Origin of the sequence: Streptococcus sp. SK140, assembly GCF_000259525.1 — a bacterium.
GTDB lineage: Bacteria > Bacillota > Bacilli > Lactobacillales > Streptococcaceae > Streptococcus.
This window is the reverse complement of the sequence record NZ_AJML01000001.1, coordinates 42,422-48,805: the sequence shown is the minus strand read 5'-3', so window position 1 is coordinate 48,805 and position 6,384 is coordinate 42,422. Positions and strand designations below refer to the sequence as shown.

Here is a 6,384-nt window from a genome sequence, read left to right as displayed (position 1 = left end):
CTTGCACTTGTTGAAGCTGACGTGCTTGCTGATGTGCTTGCACTTGTTGAAGCTGATGTGCTTGCTGACGTGCTAGCTGATGTACTTGCACTTGTTGAAGCTGATGTGCTGCTGATGTACTTGCACTTGTTGAAGCTGACGTGCTTGCTGATGTGCTTGCACTTGTTGAAGCTGACGTGCTTGCTGATGTGCTAGCTGATGTGCTTGCACTTGTTGAAGCTGACGTGCTTGCTGATGTGCTTGCGCTTGTTGACGCTGACGTGCTTGCTGATGTACTTGCACTTGTTGAAGCTGATGTGCTTGCTGACGTACTTGCGCTTGTTGAAGCTGATGTGCTTGCTGATGTGCTTGCGCTTGTTGAAGCTGATGTGCTTGCTGATGTGCTAGCTGATGTACTTGCACTTGTTGAAGCTGATGTGCTTGCTGATGTGCTTGCGCTTGTTGAAGCTGACGTGCTTGCTGATGTGCTTGCGCTTGTTGAAGCTGATGTACTTGCTGACGTGCTTGCACTTGTTGAAGCTGACGTGCTTGCTGATGTACTTGCACTTGTTGAAGCTGACGTACTTGCTGATGTGCTTGCTGATGTGCTTGCGCTTGTTGAAGCAGATGTGCTTGCTGATGTGCTTGCACTTGTTGAAGCTGACGTGCTTGCGCTTGTTGAGGCACTTCGGCTCACACTTGTCGACGCTGACTTAGATGCGCTTGTTGAAGCACTTTGGCTTGCACTTGTCGACACTGACTTAGATGCGCTTGTTGAAGCACTTCGGCTTGCACTTGTCGAGCTGACTTAGAGCCTTGTTGAGGCACTTTGGCTCGCACTTGTCGACGCTGACTTAGATGCGCTTGTTGAGGCACTTTGGCTTGCACTTGTCGACGCTGACTTAGACGCACTTGTTGAAGCACTTCGGCTTGCACTTGTCGACGCCGACTTAGACGCGCTTGTTGAGGCACTTCGGCTCGCACTTGTCGACGCTGACTTAGATGCGCTTGTTGAGGCACTTCGGCTTGCACTTGTCGATGCTGACTTAGACGCACTTGTCAAGGCACTTTGGCTTGCACTTGTCGACGCTGACTTAGATGCACTTGTTGAGGCACTTTGGCTTGCACTTGTCGACGCTGACTTAGATGCGCTTGTTGAGGCACTTTGGCTCACAGCTGTAGAAATAGAGTTGCTAAGCGAGATGCTCTCAGACGTTAAATCTTTCAGGCTACTTTGGACAATATCCACTGTCTTATCTCGATAAGTAATTGTAATTACACCACTATCAGATATAGCAAGCGAACCAATTTCGTTACCTTTTTTATAGTCTGTGTTAGAAAGGATGCTTGCATTTGCCTGCTTAAAGTTTTCAAGAACTTGATCCTTTTCTTTTTGTGTTAGTGCGGAAGGATTTTTAACATCTACTGTCGCACCACTAACAGGATCTTGACGTTCATTAAATCCTCTAATAACAAATGTTGTAGTTGCTTTTCCCCACTGAATTCCAGGACTATCACTTGCTTGATATTCAACAGTGTATTCACCAGGTGTCATAGGATCCCAAGTGTTACCAGTTCTACCTACAGTTCCATAAACTCTTGCAGTCCATGTTTTATTATCAAAAACCCATCCAACTACTTGACCTTTATTATTTGTTTGAACCGTGGCGAAACCATATTTACCTGGGAAATGTTCTCCCATCAAGCCTTTAATAGTTGTATTTTTTGGATTTTCCCAAAAATCTTGTAAGGCTTTATCGTCATTGAAGTCAATATTATAGCTTACTGCATCATCATTATACACCTCAATGCGCGATGGCATGGTAACAGTTGGTTTTTCATCCGTTTGTGCAGAATTACCTGGAGTACTTGGATTCACCGGCTTTTCAGGTGTTGTAGTCTTCGGTCCTGTTTTAACAGTACTGGTCATTACAGAAGTGTAGTTGCCAGGAGGGTTACTTGCTGAAAACTCCCTACTACTTGTCGCAACTTGTGCATCCAAGGTTGCCTGACTTGAGCTATTATTGGCTGTTGCAACAATCTCAATAGTGGCATCCAAGTTTTTTCTGGCACTGTAACCATGACGATTCTGGAAAATATACTCATTGTTGGACTGGCTTTGCAAGTCCATTTTCACACCATTTAGATAGGCTGCTGTGATTGTCGTATTTGGATCGACCTTAGCAATCAAACCCGCATAGGCATGAGGACTCTGGGCATTCATCCAGATTGTCCATTTTACCTCACGACTAGTCGGTGAAAAAGTCCCAGATACAATATTTGCTGTTGTTTGCTCATTCTGAGTTTTAGGTGCAAAACCTCTGAGATTTTCCCCTGTCGGCATCGCCTGTCCATTACGGCTATCACGTTGACCTGAATTTGCACGTGTCACAGCATTCACGATGGAATTGCGAGCTGAAGTAGCTTTTTGCACGACTGCTGTCAAATCAGCAGTTGGATTTGCAAGTGCTTTTTCAATCTCTACTACAGCAGCATTCACCTTAGTGATAGCTGAATCGGTATTTGGTAAACCAGCAGCTTTAGCTAGATATTCACCCATCTCAGCTGATAGTTTAGCTAGTTTTTTGCGGTCCTCTTCCACCTTCTTAGCTGTCGCTTCTGATGTTACAGTAGCAGCAATGGCTGTAGTAACAGTAGTCGTCACATCCCCTTGTTTAGGGCTAAAGTTTTCTACATTAGAAATAGCAGTGGTAAGTGTTACCTTACCATCCAAAGTTGGAGTAGCAGTTTCCTTTTGGCTAGCAGTTTCTTGGGCACTAGTTCTACCAGATTCTGCTTGACTTTCCGCTTGTGGAGTATCTACAGTAGCTGTCTGTGAACTACTTACAGCTGAACTTGCTGATGCTGATACAGATGTACTTGTTGATGCTGAAGTGCTCGTTGAAGTCGAAGCACTTGCGGACTCAGATGCACTTGTTGAAGCCGAGGTACTTACGGACTCAGATGCACTTGTTGAAGCCGAGGTACTTACGGACTCAGATGCACTTGTTGAAGCCGAGATAGAGACACTCTCACTGACAGAGTTAGATGTCGAAACAGAAGCTTGTTGCTCATCATCTTTATTGACAGTTCCCAAGACAGCTTGGTCGGAAGTAGCGAGAGCATCGGTTCCTTCAACCACCTTCTCCACAGCAACTTGTTCATTGGCATGAACTTGCGTGTGAGTGGCAACTCCACCACCAACCACTGCTCCTGCGGCGGCTATCCCCTTAAGGATATCTAATCCAGTTAGAGAGGTAGACACACGATCTTCTACAACTTCAGTTGTAACTTGGGCTGTATCAATACCACCTCGAAGAACTTTAAACAAGCCAAATAGCGACGTTGATGCACGTAACCAATGTTTCCCCGACTTAATCAACTTATATCGGGTAACACGGTCTGTTTCTCTATATCGTCCTTCCTGACGTCTAAAAAACATTTTTAAAATCTCCTTGGATTTCGTTTTTTTATAAAACAAAGTCTTATTTATATTTTTTTGTAAATAATGGCTATAATTTGGAGTTTTACTTATTTTATCATCTTTATCAGCATATATATTCAAAAAATTATAATATAGACTAATGTTTTAATCATTATATTATAGCACATTTTTGACATCTATGTCTAAACTTTTTGACGATTTTTTACCATATTTTAACCTTCTAAGTTTCATTTTTTTCATTTTATAAGCAAAAGGAATATCAGTGAACTTTGAGTTCCTGTTTTTTCAAACTTGCTTAGTTTGATTCCTCTAGATTTTGTCACCTCTACCATAATCTTAACAGTGATAAGATGACACTTTAGTTCACACCAAAAAAAGCCGCCTGATTGGGCGACTTAATTTTTTATAGGGAGATTATTATGAAAAAGTTTTAGGAGTTAAAGTTAAGTTCTTCTTAACTTATGAAATAAGTATACAGCTCCTATCTTAAAGTTTCCTTAAGTATTTTTAACTGTAAGATTTTGCCATTTTTCTCGCCAGTTTTTCTTAGATAAACGCTTTTGATAGAGCTTCATTCGGTCTTCATTTTCTAAAAAATGAGGAGTCGGTCGAACCTGAAAGTTCAAAATATCCTCCAAACCATAAGGCTCAAAGAGCTCTAAAGTTGCGTCAGCATGCAAGCGAAGTCCTACTGCCGTACAACGTTCAGGATATTTACTCATGGCATCGCAGGAATTTCTATACGGCGGTGTATGGGGACTGTGTTGGTGCATATAGACCTGATTTTTCAGCTCCCATTGATACTGGGGAAAGGCCTCCCTCAACTTGTTCTCTATAGCCAGCGTTTCTTCGTAACTCACATCTGGATCAAAGAAAATCACATCCACATCCGTTTCACGGTCAAAGGCTGGCTTATCTGACAAGAGATTCCAGATAAAATTTCGGACCGAACCTGCTGCCAACCAGGAATCATTTAATTCCAAGTCACGGATGATAGTCAGAATAGCCATCATGTCAGAATTATCTCTGAAAAAGTCTAAGATTTCAACCTTATTTTTCAATGTATTCATATCCCAAATGTTCATATGCCTTAGCTGTCGCGACCCGACCTGAACGAGTTCGCATGATAAAGCCTTTCTGGATTAGGTAAGGTTCGTACATATCCTCAACCGTCTCACGTTCTTCCGCGATATTAACAGAAAGTGTTCCTAGACCGACAGGACCGCCACCGTACATCTCAATCATGGTGCGGAGAATTTTCTGGTCCACATAGTCCAAACCTTCATGGTCTACATCCAGCATGGTCAAAGCCTTATCCGTAATCACATCATCAATCAAGCCATCGCCCATAATCTGTGCAAAGTCGCGCACGCGCTTGAGAAGACGATTGGCAATACGAGGAGTTCCACGGCTACGGAGAGCCAACTCAGCAGCAGCTTCATGGGTGATTTCCATCTCAAAAATATCTGCCGTCCGCTCGACAATCTCTGTCAAGTCATCATGGGCATAATACTCCATGTGGCCAGTAATCCCGAAACGTGCACGAAGAGGATTTGACAGCATTCCTGCTCGTGTCGTCGCACCAATCAAGGTAAAAGGTGGTAATTCTAGATGGACACTGCGACTACCTTCCCCCGCACCAATCATGATGTCGATGTAGAAGTCTTCCATAGCACTGTAAAGCACCTCTTCCACCGACATAGGCAAGCGATGAATCTCATCAATGAAAAGAACATCTCCTGGCTCCAAGTCATTCAAAATCGCTACCAGATCACCGGCTTTTTCGATAACGGGACCAGACGTTTGTTTGAGATTGACTCCCAGTTCATTGGCAATGACAAAAGCCATGGTTGTCTTCCCGAGACCTGGAGGGCCAAACAAAAGAACATGGTCTAGCGCCTCGTCACGCATTTTTGCTGCTTCAATAAAGATTTGAAGCTGGTCTTTAACCTTGTCTTGACCGATATATTCACGTAAATATTGGGGACGAAGGGTACGTTCTACCAACTCCTCATCGCCCATGATTTCATTATCTAAAATTCTACTCATGCTCCTATTATAGCAAAAATCCAGCCCACAAACAAAAAAGCCACCGAATTTGGTGGCTTCATTAGGGAGATTATTATGAAAAAGAAAAGTTTAGGATTTCTATTAAATAAAGGTTACTCAATGAAAATCGAAATCAGACTAGGCAGAGCGACGCAAGCATAACTAAAGTTAGGTAAGTCGACTCTAACGAAGTATGGTGAGATTTTCGAAGAGTATTGGGAGGTCTTTATTTAATGGTTACATGATACACAAGCAGGCTTAAAGTTAACTTAAGAATTTCTAGTTTTTTAATTTTGTTCAAAAATGAAAAATACTGATTAAAAATTGCTAAAAGCAAACAAGAAAAAAGCCACCGAATTTGGTGACTTCTTTAGGGAGATTATGATGAAAAAAGTTTTAGGATTTCCATTAAATAAAGTTAGGAGGTCTTTATTTAATAATTACATGATACAGGGTAAGACTTAAAGTTAGCTTAAGTGAAAAAGATTATTTTAATTTTTTTCGGTCCACCCAAATCATGCCCGTACACTGGAAGCTAGACAAGGTTTCAAAACCTAAGGAACGATAAAATCCAAGAGTCTTTTCAGACTCTTCTGTCGCTAGTTGGATTTGGTAGGTATCCTTATAATCGGATAAAGCCTGCTTCATCAAGGTGCTGCCAATTCCTTGACGCTGATAAGTAGGCAAGACAATCAAATCCTGGACAAAAACCGAAGAAAAACCGTCTCCAATCAAGCGAACTAGACCAACGATTTCCTCACCATCACGCGCTAGATAAATGGACAGTGAATGAGTCAGAGCCTGGGCTAACATTTGAGGCTGATTGGTATAATTTGTCCAACCAACTGCCTGGTAGAGATGCAAAACGTCATCAAGTGAAACAGATGTTTCTTTTGTAATCTTAATCATAA

At 42.2% G+C, this 6,384-nt stretch carries 4 protein-coding genes and 1 pseudogene; all 5 read right to left on the bottom strand.

Annotation, left to right across the window (positions count from 1 at the left end; genetic code table 11):
* Positions 1–541: pseudogene (locus HMPREF1116_RS12530) on the bottom strand (hypothetical protein); the annotation flags it as partial.
* A gap of 246 nt (positions 542–787) precedes the next feature.
* On the bottom strand, positions 788–3,421 hold the full coding sequence (locus HMPREF1116_RS12280; RefSeq protein WP_000466180.1) for an accessory Sec-dependent serine-rich glycoprotein adhesin: 2,634 nt from the start codon (positions 3,419–3,421) through the stop codon (positions 788–790).
* Between the two features lie 500 nt (positions 3,422–3,921).
* Positions 3,922–4,494 (bottom strand): nucleotidyltransferase family protein, encoded by a 573-nt coding sequence (locus HMPREF1116_RS02745; protein ID WP_001094254.1) that lies wholly within the window; start codon positions 4,492–4,494, stop codon positions 3,922–3,924.
* Complete coding sequence (gene ruvB / locus HMPREF1116_RS02740) at positions 4,475–5,473, bottom strand: Holliday junction branch migration DNA helicase RuvB (protein WP_000086807.1); 999 nt, start codon at positions 5,471–5,473, stop codon at positions 4,475–4,477. The genes HMPREF1116_RS02745 and ruvB overlap by 20 nt, the downstream gene beginning before the upstream one ends.
* Before the next feature lie 486 nt (positions 5,474–5,959).
* Positions 5,960–6,382, bottom strand: a complete 423-nt coding sequence (locus HMPREF1116_RS02735; RefSeq protein WP_000591045.1) for a GNAT family N-acetyltransferase — start codon at positions 6,380–6,382, stop codon at positions 5,960–5,962.
* Between the last annotated feature and the right edge of the window lie 2 nt (positions 6,383–6,384).